The sequence below is a fragment of the Xylanimonas protaetiae genome (assembly GCF_004135385.1).
GTDB lineage: Bacteria > Actinomycetota > Actinomycetes > Actinomycetales > Cellulomonadaceae > Xylanimonas > Xylanimonas protaetiae.
Map to the genome: position 1 here is coordinate 1,624,427 of NZ_CP035493.1, position 19,782 is coordinate 1,644,208.

16 protein-coding genes are annotated in these 19,782 nt (G+C 74.3%); 10 read left to right on the forward strand and 6 right to left on the reverse strand.

The features are described from left to right. Nucleotides 1-19: 19 nt before the first annotated feature. A complete protein-coding gene (locus tag ET471_RS07340) occupies nt 20-664 on the reverse strand; it encodes a uridine kinase family protein (protein WP_129187305.1) in 645 nt (214 codons plus the stop codon). A 99-nt stretch (nt 665-763) separates the two neighbouring features. On the opposite strand from ET471_RS07340, the gene ET471_RS07345 reads away from it, so the two are divergent. The 6 genes from ET471_RS07345 to ET471_RS07370 all read left to right on the forward strand — a co-directional run bounded on the left by ET471_RS07345 (nt 764) and on the right by ET471_RS07370 (nt 8,617). Continuing rightward, the gene (locus ET471_RS07345; protein ID WP_129187307.1) at nt 764-1,468 is read left to right on the forward strand and encodes a FadR/GntR family transcriptional regulator; all 705 of its coding nucleotides are present in this window, start codon (nt 764-766) and stop codon (nt 1,466-1,468) included. Nucleotides 1,469-1,507: 39 nt separating this feature from the next. Further along, a complete protein-coding gene (locus ET471_RS07350; protein WP_129187309.1) occupies nt 1,508-3,853 on the forward strand; it encodes an LLM class flavin-dependent oxidoreductase in 2,346 nt (781 codons plus the stop codon). Between the two features lie 266 nt (nt 3,854-4,119). Next, nucleotides 4,120-5,442: an MFS transporter gene (locus ET471_RS07355; RefSeq protein WP_129187311.1), complete on the forward strand. Its 1,323-nt coding sequence runs from the start codon at nt 4,120-4,122 to the stop codon at nt 5,440-5,442. 12 nt (nt 5,443-5,454) lie between these two features. Continuing rightward, the gene (locus tag ET471_RS07360) at nt 5,455-6,516 is read left to right on the forward strand and encodes an aldo/keto reductase (protein ID WP_129187313.1); all 1,062 of its coding nucleotides are present in this window, start codon (nt 5,455-5,457) and stop codon (nt 6,514-6,516) included. Nucleotides 6,517-6,626: 110 nt separating this feature from the next. Continuing rightward, nucleotides 6,627-7,931, forward strand: a complete 1,305-nt coding sequence (locus ET471_RS07365) for a PfkB family carbohydrate kinase (RefSeq protein ID WP_129187315.1) — start codon at nt 6,627-6,629, stop codon at nt 7,929-7,931. Then, nucleotides 7,928-8,617, forward strand: a complete 690-nt coding sequence (locus ET471_RS07370; RefSeq protein WP_129187316.1) for a ThuA domain-containing protein — start codon at nt 7,928-7,930, stop codon at nt 8,615-8,617. Before ET471_RS07365 ends, ET471_RS07370 begins: the two co-directional genes overlap by 4 nt. A gap of 6 nt (nt 8,618-8,623) precedes the next feature. Here the strand turns inward: ET471_RS07370 and ET471_RS07375 are convergent, their stop codons facing one another. After that, nucleotides 8,624-9,130: a tRNA (cytidine(34)-2'-O)-methyltransferase gene (locus ET471_RS07375; protein ID WP_129187317.1), complete on the reverse strand. Its 507-nt coding sequence runs from the start codon at nt 9,128-9,130 to the stop codon at nt 8,624-8,626. Further along, entirely contained in the window at nt 9,127-10,122 is a 996-nt protein-coding gene (locus tag ET471_RS07380; RefSeq protein ID WP_129187319.1) for a DUF808 domain-containing protein, read from the reverse strand. The genes ET471_RS07375 and ET471_RS07380 overlap by 4 nt, the downstream gene beginning before the upstream one ends. A 158-nt stretch (nt 10,123-10,280) precedes the next feature. On the opposite strand from ET471_RS07380, the gene ET471_RS07385 reads away from it, so the two are divergent. From ET471_RS07385 to ET471_RS07400, 4 genes are read left to right on the forward strand one after another with little or no spacing between them, the layout of a single operon-like run. Next, nucleotides 10,281-11,630 (forward strand): NAD(P)/FAD-dependent oxidoreductase, encoded by a 1,350-nt coding sequence (locus tag ET471_RS07385; RefSeq protein ID WP_129187321.1) that lies wholly within the window; start codon nt 10,281-10,283, stop codon nt 11,628-11,630. A 7-nt stretch (nt 11,631-11,637) separates the two neighbouring features. After that, nucleotides 11,638-12,294 carry a hypothetical protein gene (locus ET471_RS07390; protein ID WP_129187323.1) on the forward strand — a complete coding sequence of 219 codons (657 nt, stop codon included), beginning with the start codon at nt 11,638-11,640 and terminating at the stop codon, nt 12,292-12,294. After that, nucleotides 12,291-12,818, forward strand: coding sequence for a hypothetical protein (locus ET471_RS07395; protein WP_129187325.1), 528 nt, complete (start codon nt 12,291-12,293; stop codon nt 12,816-12,818). Before ET471_RS07390 ends, ET471_RS07395 begins: the two co-directional genes overlap by 4 nt. Then, nucleotides 12,815-14,161 carry a glycosyltransferase family 2 protein gene (locus ET471_RS07400; protein ID WP_165350437.1) on the forward strand — a complete coding sequence of 449 codons (1,347 nt, stop codon included), beginning with the start codon at nt 12,815-12,817 and terminating at the stop codon, nt 14,159-14,161. Before ET471_RS07395 ends, ET471_RS07400 begins: the two co-directional genes overlap by 4 nt. Before the next feature lie 40 nt (nt 14,162-14,201). Here ET471_RS07400 and ET471_RS07405 read toward each other — a convergent pair whose 3' ends face one another. From ET471_RS07405 to ET471_RS07415, 3 genes are all read right to left on the reverse strand, one after another. After that, on the reverse strand, nt 14,202-15,020 hold the full coding sequence (locus ET471_RS07405; RefSeq protein ID WP_129187327.1) for an alpha/beta fold hydrolase: 819 nt from the start codon (nt 15,018-15,020) through the stop codon (nt 14,202-14,204). Nucleotides 15,021-15,099: 79 nt separating this feature from the next. After that, nucleotides 15,100-17,781 (reverse strand): helix-turn-helix transcriptional regulator, encoded by a 2,682-nt coding sequence (locus tag ET471_RS07410; RefSeq protein ID WP_165350438.1) that lies wholly within the window; start codon nt 17,779-17,781, stop codon nt 15,100-15,102. Between the two features lie 62 nt (nt 17,782-17,843). Continuing rightward, nucleotides 17,844-19,688: a phosphoenolpyruvate carboxykinase (GTP) gene (locus ET471_RS07415; RefSeq protein WP_129187330.1), complete on the reverse strand. Its 1,845-nt coding sequence runs from the start codon at nt 19,686-19,688 to the stop codon at nt 17,844-17,846. Nucleotides 19,689-19,782 lie beyond the last annotated feature (94 nt).

Here is a 19,782-nt window from a genome sequence, read left to right on the forward strand (position 1 = left end):
TGTCGCAGAGGTTAACTCTCTATGACGACTTGGTGGAATCTTGACTTGCCAGGGCCCGGATCGCGGCCTCCGCCTCGGCGACGGAGTCCGCCCGGCAGCCCAGGGCCACCCACCCCCGGACCAGGGCCGGCTCGGCCTGCATGAGGGCCCACCCGCGGCGGATCAGCGTGGGGATGGGCTTGCGCGCCTCGGCGACATCGCGCAGCAGCCGGAACCAGAACGTCACCACGCGGGGGCGGTGCAGGCAGATCGCGTCGGCCAGGATGCCCGCCTCGCGGCACGCCGCGACGAGCTGCGCGGCAAAGATCCCCTCTGCGATCACCACAGGACAGCCCGCCGAATCGACAAGACCCGTCCCCGTGCGGGAGTTGGAGGGGATGTCGTAGACGGGCACCGGGGTGCGGCCCTCGGCCGCGAGCGTGCACAGGGCTGCCAGCGCGCCCGCGCCGTCCCACGAGCGCGGGTCGTCCCAGTCGACGATGCCGAACCGGTGCGGCAGGTCGGGGTGGTCGCCGTCCAGGTAGAAGTCGTCGAGCCGCACCACGGGCAGGCCCAGCCGGCGCGTCAGCGCCGTCTTGCCGCTGCCCGACGGGCCAGTCAGCAGCACCACGCGGACGCGCGGGTGCGGGACGGCAGAGGGCGGCGGGGTGGTCACGCCCGCCATTGTCGGGCACGGCGCGGGTGCCCGCCGACGCGTGGCAGGCCGCATCGGCCAGCGCCGTGGTCCCCCCGTGTGGTCCGTCCACAGCACTAGACTTGGGTGGTGCGTACCCACGAGCGAGTCCTGGCCCAGATCGAGGAGAACCTGCGCACCGGCGCGTGGGCCCTCGGTGAGCGACTGCCCGGCGAGCGAGCCCTGGCCGAGCAGATGGGCGTCTCGCGCCCGTCGGTCCGGGAGGCCGTGCGCGTGCTGGAGGCCATGGGCATCGTCCGCACGGCCGTCGGCTCCGGCCCGGACGCCGGCGCGACCGTCGTCGACCGACCCGCCGCGGGGCTCGGCGCCGCCGTCCGCCTGCACATCGCGTCCGGCACGCTGCCCGTCCGCGACGTCGTCGCGACGCGTGCCGCCCTCGAGACGTGGGCCGTGGGCCAGGCCGCCGCGCGCTTCGACCCCGAGACGGACCTGGGTGAGATCGAGCGCCTGCTCGCGGAGATGGACGACCCGGACCTCACGGCCGCGGAGTTCGTGCAGCTCGACCAGCAGTTCCACCTCGCGCTCGTGCAGCTGGGCGGCAACCAGCTCGTCGAGGCGATCCTCGGCGGCCTGCGCACGGCCGTCGGCGACTACGTCACCGCGGGCGTCGAGCGCATCGAGTCCTGGGCCCCCCTGAGCGGCCGGCTGTGCACCGAGCACCAGGCGCTGCTCGCCGCCGTCGTCGGGCGCGACGCCGGTCAGGCCGAGAAGCTCGCGCACGACCACATCTGGGGCTTCTACGCGCAGACGGGCCTCGCCTCCGAGGCCGACTGACCCGGAACAAACCACCCGGGGGTACCCGTTGACGCGGGCATGACGGACTACGGCCACGACCTGGCCTTCGGCAGCTTCATCACGCCCACCCACCAGGACCCGCGGCAGCCCGTCCGGCTCGCGCAGCTCAGCGAGGAGGTCGGCCTCGACCTCGCGACGTTCCAGGACCACCCCTACCAGCCCGCGTTCCTCGACACGTGGACCCTGCTGACCTGGGTGGCCGCGGCCACCGAGCGCATCACCGTGTCCGGCAACGTGCTCAACCTGCCGCTGCGGCCGCCGGCCGTGCTCGCCCGGGCGGTCGCGTCGCTCGACCTGCTCAGCGGCGGCCGCGCGGCCCTCGCGCTCGGCGCCGGCGGCTTCTGGGACCCGATCGTCGCCATGGGCGGCACGCGCCTGACGCCCGGCGAGTCGGTCGACGCGCTGAGCGAGGCCATCGACGTCGTCCGTGAGCTGTGGGACACCGCCGACCGCCGGGCCGTGCGCGTCGAGGGCGAGCACCACCGCGTCGTCGGCGCCAAGCGTGGGCCCGCGCCCGCGCACGACGTCCCCGTCTGGCTCGGCGCGTACAAGCCGCGCATGCTGCGGCTCGTCGGGGCGAAGGCGGACGGCTGGCTGCCGTCCGCGCCCTACCTCAAGGACGGCGATCTGGCCCGCGGCAACGCCGTCATCGACGAGGCGGCCCTTGCCGCCGGGCGCGAGCCCGCCGAGATCCGCCGCCTGCTCAACCTGGCCGCCCCCGCCGGGGGCACCGAGCAGTGGGTCGACGAGCTCGTGCGTCTCGCGCTCGAGGACGGCGTCGGCACGTTCATCGCCATGGGCGACGACCCCGACACCATCCGCCGCTTCGGCCAGGAGGTCGCGCCCGCCGTGCGCGAGGCCGTCGCCGCCGAGCGCGCGTCGCGCGGCACCGTGCCCGCCGCGTCGCGCCGCGGCGCCGCCGCCGTCGCGCTGCGGCGCGAGGGCATCGCGTACGACGACGTCCCGCGGTCGTTACAGCACCGGGCGGTCGAGCCGGGGGACAAGGCCTACGCCGGGCTCCGGCACAACTACCTGCGCTCGGGCGCCCCCGGCCTGGTGCTGCGGCCGCGCGACGCCGAGGAGGTCGCGGAGGCGATCGGATTTGCGCGCGCCCAGGCCGGCGCGGGCCGCGGCGCCGGCGGGGTCGGCGGGGTCGGCGGGGCCGGAGGGGTCGGCGGGGCCGGCGGGGCCAGCGCGGGCCCGGCCGACGCCGGCCACCGCGGCGTCGAGCTCGGCGTGCGGTCCGGCGGGCACGGCATCAGCGGGCGGTCCACCAACGACGGCGGCGTCGTCGTCGACCTCGGCGCGCTGAACGGCATCGAGGTGCTCGACGAGGCGACGCGCCGCGTGCGCGTCGGGGCCGGGGCGACGTGGGGCGAGGTCGCCGCCGCGCTCCAGCCGCACGGCTGGGCCATCACGTCGGGCGACTACGGCGGCGTCGGCGTCGGCGGTCTCGCGACGACGGCCGGCATCGGCCTGCTCGGCCGGTCGCAGGGCCTGACGATCGACCACGTCGTCGCCGCCGACGTCGTCACCGCCGACGGGCGCCTCGTGCGCGCCTCGGCCGACGAGAACCCCGAGCTGTTCTGGGGGCTGCGCGGCGCCGGGGCCAACCTCGGCGTCGTTACCTCCTTCGAGCTCGAGGCGGGGGCGCTCGGCGACGTCGTCTACTCCCAGATGACGCTCGACGCCGCCGACGCCGCCGGGCTGCTCCAGCGGTGGGGAGCCGTCGTCGAGGCCGCCCCGCGCGAGCTGACCTCGTTCCTCATCCTGTCGCCCGCCCGACGCGGGCAGCAGCCCGTCGCCCAGCTCATGACCGTGTGGGCCGGGGACGACACCGACGCCGCGATCACCCAGCTCGAAGCCCTCGCCGACACCGGGCCACTCCTCCAGCACCAGGCATACCTGCTGCCGTACACCGGCGTCGTGCAGCCCGCCGAGAAGCACCACGCGGGCGGGGGAGACCCCGCGGTCCGGTCCACGCTCGTCACCCACCTGACGGACGACGTCGCGCGCTCCTTCGAGAAGGTCGCCTGGTCGGGCGAGGCGTACTTCCTGCAGGTGCGGGCCACCGGTGGCGCGGCGCACGACGTCGCCCCGGACGCCACCGCCTACGCGCACCGGCACCAGAACTTCCTGCTCACGGCCATGGGTTCGTCGCAGCCGCGGCTCGACCCGCTCTGGGACGAGGTGATGGGCCCGCACGCCGACGGCCTGTACCTGTCGTTCGACACCGACACCCGCCCCGAGCGGCTGGCGGACGCGTTCCCGGGCCGCACGCTGGACCGCCTCCGCGCGCTGAAGGCGCAGTGGGACCCGGAGTGCCTGTTCCGCTCCAACTTCCCGATCCCGCCGGCCCCCTGACGGGACCCGCGCGGCCGAACGGGGATCGGCCCAGCGATCGGAACGTGGGTTCGGGATCGGAACGTGCATCGCAAAGCACGTTCCGATCCCGAACCCACGTTCCGATCGGGCGTCGCGGGCGTCGGAGGCGTCGCAGGCGGGCTGGCGCGGCGCGGCTGGCGCGGCGCGGGTGGGGCGGGGCCGGTTCGGGCGGGGGGAGCGGGTCGAACGCGACACGGGGGACCGGCAGGTTTGGTGCGGGTCGGGCGTTCGGGGATGTTGGGGGCATGGGTCGACATGACACGGCACCGCTCGGTCCCCGCTTCGTGCGGGTGCTGACCGCCACCGGGCTGTCCAACCTCGCCGACGGCGTCTCCAAGGTCGCGGTGCCGCTCGTCGCCGTGCGGTTCACCGACTCGCCCCTCGCGCTCGGCGGGCTCGGCGTCGCCATGACGCTGCCGTGGCTGCTGCTCTCGCTGCCCGCCGGCGCGCTCGCCGACCGGCTCGACCGCCGGCGCATCATGCTCGCCGCCAACGGCGCGCGCGCCCTCGTCGCGGGCCTGCTGGCCGTCGTGCTGGCGGCCGGCGTCGAGTCCATCGCGCTGCTCTACGCGGCCGCGCTGCTGGCTGGGATCGCCGAGGTGCTCTACGACACGAGCAGCCAGTCGATCCTGCCGCAGGTGGTGCGCCGCCCCGACCTGCCCCGCGCCAACGCGCGGCTCTACGGCGTCGAGATGGTCGCCAACCAGTTCGCCGGGCCGCCGCTCGGCGGCCTGCTGGTCGGCGTCGCCGCCGCTCTCGCGCTCGGCGCGCCCGCGGCGCTGTGGGCGCTCGCGGTGGTCGCACTCGCGAGCGTGCGCGGCGAGTTCCGCGTCGCCCGCACCGGCCCGACGACGACGGTGCGCGCGGACATCGGCGAGGGCCTGCGCTACCTGGCACGGCACCGCGTGCTGCGGACGCTCGCGGCCATGACGGGCCTGGCGAACCTCGCGTCGAGCATGGTGTTCGCGGTGTTCGTGCTGTTCGCCGTCGGGCCGTCGTCGCCCCTGGGGCTGACCGACGCGACCTACGGCATCCTGCTCGCCACGACGTCGGTCGGGGCCGTGCTGGGGTCGCTGCTCGCGACGCGCGTGGCCGCGACGTTCGGGCGTGCGGCCTCGCTCGCGTTCGGCGTCGTGACCTTCACGGTCATGGCAGGAACCCCGGCCGTCACCACGAACCCGTGGGTCGTCGGGGCGGTCTTCCTGGTCTCGGGGCTCGGGGTCATGGTGTGGAACGTCATCGCCGTCTCGCTGCGGCAGCAGGTCACCCCCGACGCGCTCCTGGGCCGCACCAACGCCTGCTACCGCCTGCTCGCCTGGGGACTCCAGCCCGTCGGGGCGTTCCTCGGCGGCGTGATCGGGCAGGCGTTCGGGCTGCGCCCGGTGTTCGTCGTCGCGGCGTCGCTCTCGGCCCTGACGGCCCTCGGGCTGCTCGTCGTCACCAACCGGGCGATCGCCGACGCCGAGGCCGCGGCGGAGGCGGGCGCCCAGGCCGAGCCGGGCGCGGCCGCCGCGGTGGGGTCCGACGCCGAGGCCACAGTGGCGTCGCGCGAACCCGGCGAAGGCTGAGAGGCTGGCCCCATGCCGATCGCATCCCGCTACCTCGCCGCCGAGGATCGCTACGCGTCCATGACCTACCGCCGCACCGGCCGCTCCGGGCTCGACCTGCCCGCGCTGTCGCTGGGCCTGTGGCACAACTTCGGCGACACGACCCCGTTCCAGACGCAGCGCGACGTCGCGCGCCGGGCGTTCGACCTCGGGATCACGCACTTCGACCTGGCGAACAACTACGGCCCGCCCTACGGCAGTGCCGAGGAGAACTTCGGCCGGATCTTCGACAAGGACCTGCACCCGTACCGCGACGAGCTGATCGTCTCGACCAAGGCCGGCTACGACATGCTGCCGGGCCCGTACGGCGACCACGGCAGCCGCAAGTACCTGCTGAGCAGCCTCGACGCGTCGCTCGAGCGCATGGGCCTCGACTACGTCGACATCTTCTACCACCACCGCCCCGACCCGGCGACGCCGCTGGAGGAGACCATGGGGGCGCTCGCGGCGGCGGTCCACAGCGGCAAGGCGCTGTACGTCGGCGTCTCCAACTACTCGGCCGCGCGCACGCGCGAGGCCGCGCAGATCCTCGACGACCTGGGCGCCCCCCTGCTGATCCACCAGCCGAGCTACTCGATGTTCAACCGCCACGTCGAGAACGCCTCCCTGGTGGACGGCTACGACGGCCAGCAGTCGGAGTCGCTGCTCGACGTCGTCGAGGACCTCGGCGTCGGGACCATCGTGTTCAGCCCGCTCCAGCAGGGCCTGCTCACGGGCCGCTACCTGTCGGGCTCGGCCCCGGCCGGCTCGCGTGCTGCGCGCCCCGACAGCCCGTTCCTGTCGGCGTCGAACCTCTCGGAGACCTACCTGGAGCGCGCCCGCGCCCTCGACGAGATCGCCCGGGGCCGCAACCAGACCCTGGCCCAGCTCGCCGTCTCCTGGGTGCTGCGCGACAACCGCGTCACCTCGGCCCTGGTCGGCGCGTCGAGCGTCGCCCAGCTCGAGGACACGGTGGGCGCCCTGGCCGCACCGGCCCTCACGGCCGACGAGATCGCGGCGATCGAGCCGTACGCCGTCCACGGCACCGGCCGCTGACCACCCCACCTTTCGATGTCGTACCTCCTTGCGTTCCGGCCGCCGAAGCGCAAGGAAGTACGACATCGAAAGGGAGGTTGCGGAGGACGAGGGGAGGAAGGAGACGGCCCATGGTCGTGTGCTGGTTCGCCGGGCTGACGACGCTCGACGTCGTCCACCGCGCCGTCGTGCCGCCCACGCGGAACGAGAAGGTCACCGCGACGCGCCAGGACGTCGCCGCCGGCGGCCCTGCCGCCAACGCCGCGGTCACGGCCGCCGCGCTCGGTGCACGCGCCGTCCTCGTCACCGCCCTCGGCCAGGGCCCCGTCGCCGCGGCCGCGCGCGCCGACCTCGAGGCGCACGGCGTCGAGATCCTCGACACCGCGGCCCCCGGCTTCGCGCTCGCGGTCTCCGCCGTCCTGGTCGACGACGCCACCGGAGACCGCTCGGTCGTCAGCCCCGACGGCGCGCTCGCCGTCGCCCCCGCGCCGACGCCGGACGCGCTCGCCGCCCTGCCCCGTCCGGACGCCGTCCTCCTCGACGGCCACCACCCGAGCATCGCCCGGGCCGTCCTCGCCCACGTCACGACGACGCCGCCGCGCCCGCGGGTCGTCCTCGACGCGGGCCGCTGGCGTCCCGTCTTCGAGGACCTCGTCCCGCAGGCCGACGTCGCCGCCCTCAGCGCCGACTTCCGCATCCCGACCCACTCCGACACCCGCGTCGCCGAGGCCGCCCTGGCGATGGGCGCCACCGCCGTCGTCATCACGCACGGCCCCCGCCCCATCGAGTGGCACACCCGCCACCACGCGACCACGCACCACCAGGAAGCACCCGACCCGCAGACAGACACAACAGACACCACGGAGCGGCCGTCCACGCCGCCGGACGCGGCGGACGGAACAGAGCGGAGGAACGCGCCGGCAGACGCAACGGAGACGACGGAGCGGAGGGACAGACGTCGTACGCGCGGTCCTATCTCTCCCGAAGTGGAGCGCCCCCTGGGGCGCGTGAACGGGACCGCGCGCACGACGTCTGTCCCTCCGCGGACGCAACCGACCCTCGCTCCAGGCGACGCCGCCCTGCGGACGCAACCGGCCCTCGCTCCAGGCGACGCCGCCCTGCGGACGCAACCGGCCCTCGCTCCAGGCGACGTCGCCCTGCGGACGCAACCGGCCCTCGCTCCAGGCGACGTCGCCCTGCGGACGCAACCGGCCCTCGCTCCAGACGAGGCCAAAGACGAGACCACCGGCTACGTCACCGTCCCCCCGGTCCAGGCCCGGGACACCCTGGGGGCCGGTGACGCCTTCCACGGCGCCCTCACCGTCGCTCTCGCCGAGGGCGAGGACCTCCCCGCGGCGACGGCCCGCGCCGCCCGGGTCGCGAGCACGCGCGTCACCCAGGTGGGCCCGCGCGCGTGGCTGGGCCTGGTGTCATGAGCGAGCGGACGAGGGTCGTCATCCTCACCGGCCGTGGCCGGCACGAGGACTCGTGGCACGACCACGCGGCGACGTCGCACGAGCTCGCGAACGTCATGGCCGCCCTCGGCGACGTCGACGTCATGGTCCGTTCGGCGTTCCTCGGCGTGCTCGTGGACCTGGACGACGTCGACCTGCTGGTGCTCAACATCGGCGGCCCGATGCCTGGGTACGTCGAGGCGGCGATCGACGGTGCCGAGGAGGACTGGGCTGGCACCTACGACACCGTCGAGGCGTGGGCGAGGGCGGGTGGCCGCATCCTGGCGGTGCACCAGACGGCGCTGGCGCTGCCCGGCGAGGAGCGGTTCGAGGAGCTGCTGGGCGGCCGCTGGGTCGAGGGTGTGAGCGGCCACCCGGAGATCGGCCCGATGCGCCTGACGCTCGCGACGGGCGTGCACCCGCTGACCGCCGGCCTCGGCGCGGTGTCCGCGTTCGACGAGCGCTACTGCAACCTGCGCGTCGCCCCGGGGTCGCAGGTGCTGGGGTGGGTGCACGACGACGACGGCGAGCCGCACCCGGCGCTGTGGGTGACGGAGGCGCACGGCGGCCGCACGGTCTACAGCGCGCTCGGCCACGACGCGCGGTCGTACGAGTCGCCGAGCCACCAGGAGCTGCTGGCGTGCGCGGCGCTCTGGCTGCTGTCCTGACGCGCCCTAGGGTGCGCCCGGGAACCCGAGCTGCCGCCACGCCTCGTAGGTGGCGATCGAGGCGGCGTTGGTGAGGTTGAGCGAGCGGCGCCCCGGCAGCATCGGCAGCACGACGCGCTCGGTGACGCGCGGGTGGTCGAGCACCTCCGGCGGCAGCCCGGTGGGCTCCGGGCCGAAGAGCAGCACGTCGCCGGGCGCGTAGGCCACGTCGGCGTACGACGTCGCGGCGCCCACCTCGAACGCGAAGACGCGGCGGCCGGGCAGCGCATCCATCGCGGCGTCGAACGAGGCGTGCACCGAGAGCACGGCGAGGTCGTGGTAGTCGAGCCCGGCGCGGCGCAGCTTGGACTCCTCGAGGTCGAAGCCGAGCGGCTCGACGAGGTGCAGCCGCGCGCCCGTGACGGCGGCGAGCCGGATCGCGGACCCGGTGTTGCCGGCGATGCGCGGCTCGAAGTAGACGATGTGCGCGAACGCCTCGCCGGGCGCCGCGGGCGCGTCGTCGTGCGGGTTCATGCGTGCGCCGCGTCGTCGTCGGCGGACGGCGCGTGGTGCTTCGGGCCGAACGGGAGCACGTGGATCACGGCGATGACGACGGCGCCGACGGCGAGCCCGACGACGGCGGAGACGAGCGTGTCGAAGAGCCAGCCGAGGGCGCCGCCGACGCCGGCGACGGCGTGATGGATGTTCTCGGCGACGTGCTCGACCCACGCGTAGGGGGCGGTCCACCCGAGCTCGTGGACGCCGTTGAGCAGGATGTGGCCGCCCACCCAGAGCATGGCGACCGTCCCGACGGTGGCGATGAAGCCGAGGATCTTCGGCATCCCGACGACGAGGCCGCGGCCCAGGGCCTGCACACCGCGCGAGCGGCGCCGGGACAGGGCGAGGCCGATGTCGTCCATCTTCACGATGAGCCCGACGACGCCGTACACGCCGGCCGTGATGACGAGCGCGACGATGACGAGGATGACGAGCCGGTCCCAGAACGTCTCGTGGGCCACCTCGTTGAGCGAGATGACCATGATCTCGGCCGAGAGGATGAGGTCGGTGCGGACGGCACCGCTGATCAGGGTCTTCTCGGCGGCGAAGCCCTGCGTGGCCACGGGCGCGGACGTGTCGACGGCGCCTGGTTCCTCGTGCGCGACCTCGTGCCCGCGGATCCGCTCCCAGATCTTCTCGGCGCCCTCGTAGGACAGGTAGAGACCGCCCAGCATGAGGATGGGCGCGAGCGCCCACGGGGCCACCCACGACAGCAGCAGCGCCACCGGCAGGATGATGAGCAGCTTGTTGCGGATGGACCCGAGCGCGATCTTCTTGACGATGGGCAGCTCGCGGTCCGGGGTGACGCCCGTGACGAACTGGGGGGTCACGGCGGTGTCGTCGATGACGACGCCGGCGGCCTTCGCGGTGGCCTTCCCGGCGGCTGCGGTGACGTCGTCGAGCGAGGCGGCCGCCGCCTTCGCGATGGCGGCGACGTCGTCCAGCAGCCCCAGCAAACCTGCGCTCATGGTCGAACCCTATGGCCCGCGCCGGGTCGGTGATGGGTCGGTCCGCGCCAGCGCGCACCGAACGGAGCAGCGGACGGGGCCGCCGTGTGAGACTCGGCCACCTCGTCACCGCCGGCCGGCGGTGACGGCGTCCCGAGCATTGTCGCCAGGGGGTCGCTTTGCGCGTCGTCATCGTCGGTGGGTCCCACGCGGGGATCGCCTGTGCGCTGCGGGCCAGGGAGGAGTTCCCGGACGCCCAGGTGGTCCTGTACGAGAAGCAGGGCGTGGTCGGGTTCGTCGCCCAGTCGATCCCGCACTACCTGCGCGGTTCTCGCGACTTCCTGGTGCTCAGCAGCTCGACCACGGAGCACGAGCTGCGGGCCAAGGGCGTCGAGGTCCGCACCGAGACCGTCGTCCGCGGCGTCGACACCGCGGCCAAGACCCTGCGGTACGTCGTGAACGGCAGCGACGAGGTGCTGGACGACACGTACGACAGGCTCGTCCTGGCGACGGGGTCGTACCCGTCGATCCCGCTCGCCGCCGGCGAGTACGGCGACAAGCTCCTCGTCGTCAAGAGCTACGCGGACGCCGTGCGGATCAAGGAGCTCATGGCCACGGCCCGGCGCGTCATCGTCATCGGCGGCGGTGCGATCGGCATCGAGATGGCGAAGGTGATGTCAGACAGTCGCATCGCCACGACGCTCGTCCAGGCGTCGTCGTCGATCCTCAACCGGTATCTCGACGACGACGTCGCCGCCGAGGTCCAGGCGGCGCTCCTGGAGGCGGGCGTCGAGGTCCACACGTCCGCGCTCATCGTCGACATCAGCGAGCGGACGGTCGACGGGCGTGCCGTCGCCGCCGTCACCACGCGGTCCGGGGAGGTGTTCACGGCGGACGGCATCATCTACGCCACCGGGTTCCGGCCGAACACGATGCTGGTCGGGTCCCAGGTCACGCTGGGTGACCGCGGCGCGATCGTCGTCGACGACTACATGCGGACGTCCGTGCCGGACGTGTTCGCCGTCGGGGACTGCGCGACGACGCGCGTGTCGCACGTGGCCGAGCCCGTGTACATCCCGCATGCGAGCGACGCCCTGCGCCAGGGCGAGGTCGCCGCGGTCAACCTCGCGGGGCCCCGGCGCCGGATCGGCCCGTCCCAGGCGACCTACAACCTCAACATCGGGGAGCGGACGCTGTGCACGTCGGGCATCAACCACCGGCGGGCGCTGTACGAGGGGTACGACTCCGCCGTGGCGTTCGTCCGGAACGACTACCTCGCGTCGGACAAGTTCTACAAGGCGTGGCTGACGTACGAGCGCGGCACCCACAAGATCCTGGGGATCCAGCTGCGCGGGACGGCGGACGGCATCAGCGCATACGCGGACCTCGTGTCGCTCGCGATCGAGCAGGGGCGCACGGTCGAGGACCTCGAGTTCACGGACTTCTACTTCAGGCACGGGTTCCGCAACCCGGCCGGGATCATGAACGTCCTCGCCGACGTCGTGCGCGCACAGGACCCGCTGAGGTGATCGTCCGGTGACCGGGGGAGCTGCCGGGAGCAAGGACCGGGCGTACTGCGTCGACGCCCTGGACGCGCTGCGCCGGCTGGAGGCGAACCGCTACCGCCGCAACGAGGCGGCGCGGGAGCTCGAGCGCCAGGCGCGGCGTCGCTGGACGGCGTGGTCGTTCGGTGTGGCGCTGGTCCTTCCCGTGCTGGTCTGGGCGTACTTCCTCGCCTCGGAGGCAGGGTTCGCGCACCTGCACCAGTTCCCCGCCCGGACGGCGGGCGTCCTCGTGGCGTCGGTGTTCCTCCTCGTCGTCGGGTGGGTCGCGGCCGCCGGGCTGGGGTCGACACGGCTGTTCGCCGGGGTGCGCGACCAGGCGGCGCGGGGGCCGCGCGGCCTGCACGCGCGCGAGGTCGCGGCCGCCGACGCGGCCGCGCGGCGGATCCTTGCCGAGCCCACGCTCTCCGAGGGCCGGATCCCGGACCGGTACCTGTCGCCGCGCATGGTGTCGATGCTCCTGCGGTTCTTCGACGCCGGTCAGGCGACGTTCCTCGAGTCCGCCGTCTACATGCTCGACGCCGAGCTCCGGGGCTCGGCGCACTACCGCAACCTCGTCCCGGCCGAGACGACGGCCTCGCGGGAACGGGAGCGGCTTGCGGGCCACCCGACCGAGGGAGGCCAGCCGTGAGCGAGCAGCAGGAGCACGGCGCCGCCAAGACCTTCGTCGAGGACCGCTACTTCGCGCGCGGCCACGGGCGGCTCAAGGTGCGCGAGACGCTCATGATCCTCGTGCTCTGGGTGGTGCTGCTGTACCCGGTCGCGGTGCTCGCCAACTCCGTGGCGCCCGACGCGCCGATCTGGTCCGCGCTCTACCACGGCGCGTACGAGGACGGGGAGGAGCTCGTCCGGTTCCTGGCGCGGGCGGTGGCGATCGTCGTCGTCGTCGTCGTCCTGCTGTCCAGCACCGCCCTGCTGCTGCGCAACAACCACCGCGAGCGGAAGGTCTACCCGGAGCGCACGACGTACGACGCGGCGGGGGCGGCACGCCGCAAGGCGGCGCTCGAGGCGATGTACCACGACCGGTTCGGTGACGAGGACTTCCGGCGCTCGGCCCGCTACTACGCCGTGGCACCGGAGCAGAACCTGCCGACAGGGTTCGTCCACGAGCTGCTCGGCGACCTGACGGACGCCGGGCCGGAGGTGACCGAGTGAGTGCTTTCCTGGCCTGGGGCTACGAGCTCTGGTGGCGCCCCGCCGCGGTGGTGCTCTCGCTCTACCCGATCCTGGGTGCGGTCGCGTGGACCGTCGGCGGCCTGTTCTACCGGTTCTTCTACGTCGGCAAGTTTCGGCAGCAGGACTTCGTGCGGATGGCGCCGCAGGACGAGCCGTTCGTCACGATCATGATCCCCGCGCACAACGAGGAGGTGATGATCGAGGAGACCATCGACTACCTCATGAACGACCTCGACTACCACAACTACGAGGTGCTGGTCTGCGACGACGGGTCGAAGGACACGACGCCGGACATCCTCGAGCGCCTGTCCCTGAGGTACCCGAGGCTGCGGGTGCTGCGCATCGAGGCGAACCAGGGCAAGGCGCACGCGTTCAACATCGGGGTCGCGTTCGCGCGCGGGGAGTACATCCTGTCGAACGACGCCGACACCGTGCCCGAGCGCGACGCGCTGTGGAAGTACCTGAACTACTTCCTGAGCCCAGCCGGGCAGAACATCGGCGCCGTCACCGCCAACATGGACGTCCAGAACCGCTCGCTGCTCGTGGAGAAGTCCCAGACGGTCGAGTTCTCCAGCATCGTCGGCATCATCAAGCGGTCGCAGATCGGCGTGCTGGGCAGCATGTACGCCTACTCGGGCGCGAACACGATGTACCGCAGGGACGCGCTGTACGACGTCGGGCTGTTCCGGCAGGACCGGGCGACGGAGGACATCTCGATCTGCTGGGACCAGCAGTACGCGGGCTGGAAGGCCGACTTCGCGCCGGACATCATGTTCTACATGAACGTGCCCAACACGCTCACCATGCTGTACCACCAGCGCAGACGGTGGGCCAAGGGCGGCACGGAGTCGTGGCTGACCAACGTCGGGCGCGTGGTGCGGCACCCCCTGCGGAACGTGCCCAAGGTGGTCCTGCTGCTCGACCAGACCGGGTCGATCGTCTGGAGCCTCTACTACCTGCTGTTCAGCCTCTGGCTCGCGGCGCGGCTCGTGCTGTCGATCGTCACCGGGAACACCGAGGACCTCTTCCACACGGTCGACATCGTGCTGGTGTTCTCGGCCGTCATCTCGCTCGTAGGGTGGTGGCAGCTCGTCGCCGCGCTCGCGCTCGACAACCACGGAGCGAAGCTCAGATACCTGCTGTTCGCCCCCGCGTACATGGTCTGGTACTGGCAGATGAACGCCATCACCGTCGCGACGACGCTGGTCCCGGCCGTGCGCGGCGTGCTCGGGTACAGCGGCAAGGGCACGTGGGTGAGCCCGGTGCGGACCAGGATGACCGCCGAGACGACCGCCGAGGAGCGCGAGGACGAGCTGGTCTGACCCGGCGGGGTGGGGCCGTCCGGCCCCACCCCGGCGCGGTTCAGCCGATCCAGTCGACGAGGTCCTTCGTGAACTCCTCCTCGTAGGCGCCGTGCAGCCCGTGCGGGGCGCCCGCGTAGACCTTGAGGGTGGCGTCCTTGACGATCCGGGCCGTCTTGAGCGCGGCCGCGGCGATCGGCACGATCTGGTCGTCGTCGCCGTGCGCGACCAGCACGGGGACGTCGATCTTCTCGAGGTCGGCCGTGTAGTCGACGGCCGAGAACTGCGCGACGCAGTCGTACGCCGGGGCCAGGCCGGCCTGCATCGACAGGCGCCAGAACTGGTCGCGCACGCCCTGCGTGAGGGTCGAGCCCTCGCGGTTGCCGCCGTAGAACGGCACTGACAGGTCCTGGTAGAACTGCGACCGGTCGCTCAGCACGCCGGCGCGGATGTCGTCGAACACGGCGAGCGGCGTGCCCTCGGGGTTCTCCGGCGTCTGGAGCATGAGCGGCGGCACGGCGCCGAGCAGCACGGCCTTGCGCACGCGCGCCGAGCCGTGGCGGCCCAGGTAGCGGGCGACCTCGCCGCCGCCCGTGGAGTGGCCCACGAGGACGACGTCGGTGAGGTCGAGCGCCTCGAGCAGGGCGGCGAGGTCGTCGGCGTAGTGGTCCATGTCGTTGCCCGTCGCGGTCTGCGTCGAGCGGCCGTGGCCGCGGCGGTCGTGCGCGATGCCGCGGAAGCCGGCGTCGGCGACCGCCTTGAGCTGGCGGTCCCACGCGTCCGCGCCGAGGGGCCAGCCGTGGCTGAAGACGACGGGGCTGCCGCTGCCCCAGTCCTTGTAGAAGAGGTCGATCCCGTCGGGCGTGGTGATGTAGGGCATGGGACGTCCTTCCGTCGGGGGCCGCGGCGCGGCCGGGTAGCCCCCAGCCTGCGGCGACGCCGCCGGCCGCCGGTATCCGTCAGGTGACCGGTCGGGCGCCGACGACGTCGCGCAGCTGCGTGCGCGACGTGACGCCGAGCCGTGGGAACACCTGGTGGAGGTGGAAGCCGACGGTGCGCGGGGACAGGTAGAGCCGCTCGCCGATCTGCCGGTTCGTCAGGCCCGAGGCCGCCATCCGCACGATCTGGCGCTGCTGCGCCGAGAGGTCCTCGAGCGCGTCCGGGGCGGCGTCCGCCTCGCGCACGCCCGCGGCGCGCAGCTCTCCCGCGACGAACGCGGCCAGCGGGCGGGCACCGAGCCGCGCCGCGGTCTCGGCGGCGAGCGCCAGCTCCTCGCGCGCCTCCGAGATCCGCCGCCGACGCCGCAGCCACGCACCGAGGTCGGCCCGCGCCCGGGCGCGCTCGAACGGCTCGCCGTGCAGCCCGTCGAGCGCCGCGCGGAAGAGGCGCTCGGCGGCGCCGTCGGGTGCGACGAGCCCGGCGGCGTGCGCGGCGAGGGCGTGCAGCCGCACCGACGTCCCGGGCCCGACGGCGGTGCCGAGCGCGTGGGCGGCGGCACGGGCCTCGGCCGGACGGCCCGTGCGCAGGGCGGCCGCGACGAGGTCGGGCAGCGCGTACAGCGCGAGGTGCGGGTGCGCGGGCCGTCCGTCGTCGAGCAGGAGGCGCAGGTGCTGGTAGGCGCGCTCCCAGTCGCCGGCACCGGCCGCCGCGAGGCCGAGCGCCCACCGGGCGCGCACCCCGACGGCACGCGTGACGTCCGGGTCGACGCCTGCGAGCGCCCGTGTCGCGAGGTCGGCGGCCTCGGGGTCGCCGCGCAGCGCGGCGAGGTGGGCGAGGTTGGCGCCGGCCTGCCGCGCGACCAGCTCGCCGCCCGTCGCCTCCGCGACGGAGACGGCCTCCGTCATGCGCGACCACGCCTCGTCCCAGCGGCCGGCGTCGACGAGGACGGCGCCGGCCGTGTTGGCGACGAGGGCGTTGACACCGCTCGTGCCGGGCTGCCCGAGCAGGTGCAGGAACGCCGCGGTGATGTCGACGGCGCGCGGGTGGTCGACGACGTACGCCGTGCCCGAGGTGGCGTTGAGCGCGAGGTGCCCGAGCCGGGCGGCGACCCCGTCGACGGCGGCCAGCAGGGCGTCGATCGCGGCGCCCGTGGGCACGGCTTGGCCGAGCGGGTCGGTCGAGGCGCGGATCCAGAGCGCGGCGGGGTCGTCGGCGCCGGGGGCGAGGTCGTCGAGGGCGCGGGCGGTGCGCGCGGCGAGCCGCGGGTCGCCGGCCTGGTAGGCGGCCACCGCCGCGGAGACGAGCGGGCCGAGGCCCGCGACGGGCTCGCGCACGGCGCTCAGCGCGAGGTCGACGGCGTCGGCGTGGCGGAAGGTCTGGGACAGCGCCCAGGCCGAGAGCGAGTCGACCAGGGAGCGCTGCGGCCCGACCGCGAGCGGCCGCGCGGCAGCCATGAGGTCCTCGACCCACCGGTGCTGCCCGGCGTACATGGCCGCGGTGGCCGCGCGCACGAGGCGCTCGGTGGCCGCGGCGGGGTCGGCCGTGAGCTGGGCGGCCCGCTCGAGGGCGCGGGCGGCGCCGGCCCAGCCGCCGCGGGCACGGGCGCGCTCGGCCGTGCTGTCGAGGAGGGCGGCGACCTCGGCGTCGGGCCCCGCCGTGGCGGCGGCCGTGTGCCAGGCGAAGCGGTCGGGGTCGGCCGCGACGAGCGTCGCGAGCCGGCGGTGCACGGCCGCGCGCTCGACGCCGGTGGCGCCCTGGTAGACGGCGGAGCGCACGAGCGAGTGCCGGAACGCGAGCGGCGCCGCCCCGCCGACCCGCACGAGGCCCGCGACCTCCGCGGGCGCCCAGTCGGCGAGGTCCTGGTGCGCGACGACGGCGGCCAGGTCGTCCGGCCCCGCGGCCGCCGCGAGCAGCAGCGCCTCGCGCGTGCGTGCCGGCAGCAGCTGGGTGCGCGCCGCGAACGCCCGCTCGAGCCGGGCCGTCAGCGGGGCGGGCGCGGCGTCGTCGACGGGCAGCGACCCGGCGCGCGTGAGCTCGACGAGCGCGAGCGGGTTGCCCTCCGCGTGCGCGAGGACGCGGCGGCGGTGCTCGCCGCGCGGCGCGTCGGGCAGCAGGTCGATCACGGCGCGCGCGGCCTCGGGGGCGAGCGGGCCGAGCTCGATGGTCGCCACGTGGTGGGTGTCGCGCGCCGTGGGCCGTGCGGCGCCGAGCAGCGCGACCCGCTCGCCCTCGAGGCGGGCAGCGACGAAGTCGAGGATGCGCACGCTCGCGGCGTCGGCCCAGTGCAGGTCGTCGACGACGACGAGCACCCGGGCGTCCTCGGCGGCGTCGGACAGCAGCGTGAGGACGCCGAGGGCGAGGCGGAGGGCGTCGCCGCCGGCGTCGGGCGGCGCGTCGGTCAGGCCGAACGCGGACTCGACGGCCGCGCGCTGCCCGGCCGGGAGGGCGGCGACCCGGCCGAGCAGCGGGCGGAGCACGCGGTGCAGGCAGGCGTGGTCGGCGTCGTGCTCCTGCGCGGTGCCGGTGGCGACGAGGACGCGCTGGCCCTGGGCGCGGGCCGCGGCGGCGGCGTGCTCGAGCAGCGTCGTCTTGCCGGAGCCGGGGTCGCCGAGGACGAGCAGCGCGCCCCGGCCGCGGCCGGCGACGAGGTCGTCGAGCCGCGCGAGCTCGGGGTCGCGGCCGAGGATGCCGGGGAGAGTCACGCGCACAGCATCGCGCACGCCCCGGGGAGGATCGCGCGCACGCCCCGGGCACCTCGCCCGCGTCAGGGCGTCAGGCGGGCCCGCAGCGCGTCGAGCTGGGCCCGCACCCGGTCCGGCACGTGCCCGAGCTCGGCGAAGAACGCCTCCGTGAGGTCGGCCTCGTGCCGCCAGGCGGCCCGGTCCACGTGGAACAGCTCGGCGAGGTCGGCGGCCGGCAGCCCCAGGCCGTCGACGTCGAGGGCGCCGGGGGCCGGCACCCGCCCGAGGGGCGAGTCGACGGCGCCGGCGTCGGGCCGGACGTGGTGGGCGGCGTCGACCTGCTCGGCGATCCACGCGACCACGCGCGAGTTCTCGCCGAAGCCCGGCCACAGCCAGCGGCCGCCGGCGCCCTTGCGGAACCAGTTGACCTGGAAGACCGCGGGCAGGCGGGCGGGGTTCAGCCGGTCGCCCATGGTCAGCCAGTGGGCCCAGTGGTCGGGCATGGCGTAGCCGCAGAACGGCATCATCGCGAACGGGTCGCGGCGCAGCTCGCCGACGGTCCCCTCGGCCGCGGCGGTGCGCTCGGAGCTGATGGTCGCGCCGAGGAACACGCCGTGGTCCCAGCCGAACGCCTGCGTCACGAGCGGCACGTTCGTGGCCCGCCGACCGCCGAAGACGATCGCGTCGACGGGCACGCCGGCCGGGTCGTCCCAGTCGGGCGCGATCGACGGGCACTGTGCGGCGGCGACCGTGAAGCGCGAGTTGGGGTGGGCCGCCGGGCGTCCCGAGCCCGGGGTCCAGTCGGCGCCCGTCCAGTCGACCAGGTGCTCGGGAGCCTCCGGCGTCAGCCCCTCCCACCAGACGTCGCCGTCGTCGGTGAGGGCCACGTTGGTGAAGATGACGTCGTGCTCGAGCGTGGCGATCGCGGTGGGGTTCGTGTCCACGCCGGTGCCGGGCGCGACGCCGAAGAAGCCCGCCTCAGGGTTGATGGCGCGCAGCGCGCCGTCGTCGTCGGGACGCATCCACACGATGTCGTCGCCGAGCGTCTCCACCGACCAGCCGGGGAGCGTGGGCTGGAGCATCGCGAGGTTCGTCTTGCCGCACGCGCTGGGGAACGCGGCCGCGAGGTGGTAGCGGCGGCCCGTGGGGGCGGTGACGCGGACGAGCAGCATGTGCTCCGCGAGCCAGCCCTCGTCGCGGCCCATCACGGAGGCGATGCGCAGCGCGAAGCACTTCTTGCCCAGCAGCGCGTTGCCGCCGTAGCCGGAGCCGTACGACCAGACCTCGCGGGACTCGGGGAAGTGGGCGATGTACTTGGTGTCGTTGCACGGCCACGCGACGTCGGTGTCCGTGGGTCCGAGGGGAGCGCCCACGCTGTGCACGGCGGGCACCCACTCGTGCCCGGCGTCGATGAGGGCCAGCACGTCGCGCGAGACGCGCGTCATGACGTGCATGGACGCGACGACGTAGGGCGAGTCGGTGATCTCGACGCCGACCTGCGAGATCGGGCCGCCCAGCGGACCCATCGAGAACGGCACCACGTACAGGGTGCGGCCGCGCATCGAGCCCGCGAAGACGGCGTGCAGCTCGCGGCCCATGAGGCGCGGGTCGCGCCAGTTGTTGGTGGGGCCGGCGTCCTCCTGGCGCTCCGAGCAGATGAACGTGCGCGACTCGACGCGCGCGACGTCGGAGGGGTGCGAGCGGGCGAGGTACGAGCGTTCGCGCTTCGCGAGCCTGACGAGGGTGCCCGCGTCGACCATCTCGTCCAGCAGCCGCTGCTTCTCGACCTCCGACCCGTCGCACCAGACGACGTCGTCCGGCTGGGTGAGGGCGGCGACCTCCGCGACCCACGCCTCGACGGTGCCGTCGGTGGGGACGACGACGGCGCGGGCGGTGGTGCTGGCGTGGTGGTCGATCGTGGTCGACATGAGAAGGACCCTCCGGGGTAGGACCATGGCTGGACGTCTTCGACGATTCCGCAACCAGAGGCGCGATTTCCACCGAAACTCTTGTCAAGATCAG

Bases quoted from the DNA above. Each gene is read 5' to 3' on its own strand.
- ET471_RS07340 (WP_129187305.1), bottom strand. From the start codon at position 664: ATGGCGGGCGTGACCACCCCGCCGCCCTCTGCCGTCCCGCACCCGCGC.
- ET471_RS07370 (WP_129187316.1), top strand. From the start codon at position 7,928: ATGAGCGAGCGGACGAGGGTCGTCATCCTCACCGGCCGTGGCCGGCAC.
- ET471_RS07415 (WP_129187330.1), bottom strand. From the start codon at position 19,688: ATGTCGACCACGATCGACCACCACGCCAGCACCACCGCCCGCGCCGTC.
- ET471_RS07405 (WP_129187327.1), bottom strand. From the start codon at position 15,020: ATGCCCTACATCACCACGCCCGACGGGATCGACCTCTTCTACAAGGAC.
- ET471_RS07365 (WP_129187315.1), top strand. From the start codon at position 6,627: ATGGTCGTGTGCTGGTTCGCCGGGCTGACGACGCTCGACGTCGTCCAC.
- ET471_RS07380 (WP_129187319.1), bottom strand. From the start codon at position 10,122: ATGAGCGCAGGTTTGCTGGGGCTGCTGGACGACGTCGCCGCCATCGCG.
- ET471_RS07375 (WP_129187317.1), bottom strand. From the start codon at position 9,130: ATGAACCCGCACGACGACGCGCCCGCGGCGCCCGGCGAGGCGTTCGCG.
- ET471_RS07360 (WP_129187313.1), top strand. From the start codon at position 5,455: ATGCCGATCGCATCCCGCTACCTCGCCGCCGAGGATCGCTACGCGTCC.
- ET471_RS07355 (WP_129187311.1), top strand. From the start codon at position 4,120: ATGGGTCGACATGACACGGCACCGCTCGGTCCCCGCTTCGTGCGGGTG.
- ET471_RS07350 (WP_129187309.1), top strand. From the start codon at position 1,508: ATGACGGACTACGGCCACGACCTGGCCTTCGGCAGCTTCATCACGCCC.